The following is a 1,605-nucleotide window of genomic DNA, read 5'->3' as shown; positions in this document are numbered from 1 at the left end:
GGCCCCACCCGATCCCATGCCGAACTCGGAAGTGAAACGCAGTTGCGCCGATGGTAGTGTGGGAGTTCCCATGTGAGAGTAGGTCATCGCCAGACACTTATTCAGATTAAACCCCTGTCCTTTGGACAGGGGTTTTTTCGTATGTGCCTGAAAAGAGTTGTGGGGCTGTAGCCGCACCCGATCCCATGCCGCACTCCCAAAGCTTCGAAGTGAAACGCCGTTGCGCCGGTAGTGTGGTGGTTTGGGAAAGAGTTCGCGTGAGAAATTAGGTCATCGCCCGCCGCTCCTGTCCTTCCATGGACTCGCGACATTAATATGTCCCTGTCTGTCAGCACTGCTCTTGCTAAGGGATAGAGATTAAACCCCTGTCCTTTGGACAGGGGTTTATTCGTATGTGCCTAAAAAGAGTTGTGGCGCTATAGCCGCACCCGATCCCATGCCACTGTTATCAAGAGCTGGGAAGTGAAACGCGATAGCGCCGGTCGAACCTTGCCCTCCATGGCAGCACGGCACGCCTACTTCTTATACGTCAAGTTCGTGTGGCCAGTTTGACTGGGCCCTTATGAGAGTAGATCGTTGTCAGACACTTATTTAGATTAAAGCCTGTTCCTTGGGTTGGTTGTTTTTCATATGGGTTTGATGAAAACAGCATCGTGGAACATCCTTCTCTCATGCCGCCAATATCTAAAACACTCCCAGGAAAATGTGCCTGCACTCAAACGGGCTTTACGGTATACCCGTCTCTGTCGACTGGGAATAACCCATGCCACAGTGACGGCTAATACTCAATGCCGTCGATGGTGTCCGGCTCGGTTTTAGTGGCCCCTTGTCCGCTTTCCTTAATTTGGGACATTGAGTATTTGAACCTTTCAATACGAATAATCACGCTCCGGGAGTTGCTCCTAGGTTGTCTCTAACTCGATGATGCTTCCTTGTCTGCAGTACATCTGCGTATGCCATCGTGGTCCTCTTTAGGGTTAGAGAGGAATGCTTAATGTTTTGGCCGAGATCTTTGCCTTAAAGCCTTGATGTTCTGTCAAAGCCAATCCCTCTAACCAGTGGCTATGCCGAGTCCATGCAATTGAGTGGCTAATGGCGACTTAATTTTTGCTTTGCTGATGCTTGGGTTTTGCATCTGGCATTTTGTTTTTTCAGGAACTCGAGGGAGAGAGAGCCCGCGTGCAGGTATTTGAGTACACTTCCTTGCCGTTTACGCTCACCACTTTAGTGAGGTGGGCGTAAGAGATTTAGGTTAAGCCAATCCTATAATTTGAAATATTCCATCGTTTTGGTATTGGGCCTGTGGGTAACTCTGTGCAAAACCCTGTACAGGCTGGGGGTTTGAGCACATGGGAGTTATTTTCAAAATTGGGGTTGCGCTAATCTCCGAGCTCCCTATAATGCGCACCTGTCGACGGGGACAAGGCTTCTTACCAAAACGTTGGAAACAGCGGGTTAGCAGCGGTTCTGGTCAAAAAGACAACGGTTGAAAAGAACGTTTAAAAACGCCCTTTACAACCACGGAGAACAGCGTATTATACGCCTCCTGCTTCGGCAACGAAGCAACGCTCGCAAGAGCAGCTCTTTAACAATATGTCAGACAAT

1 rRNA gene is annotated in these 1,605 nt (G+C 49.2%); it reads left to right on the top strand.

What is annotated here, in order from left to right:
• A 5S ribosomal RNA gene (gene rrf, locus AC2D8U_RS20985) occupies positions 1-95 on the top strand; the annotation flags it as partial.
• Between the last annotated feature and the right edge of the window lie 1,510 nt (positions 96-1,605).

It is taken from the genome of Ferrimonas sp. YIN67 (assembly GCF_057219095.1).
Note: the sequence above shows the minus strand (reverse complement) of the source record. Positions and strands in the feature narration are given on the sequence as shown.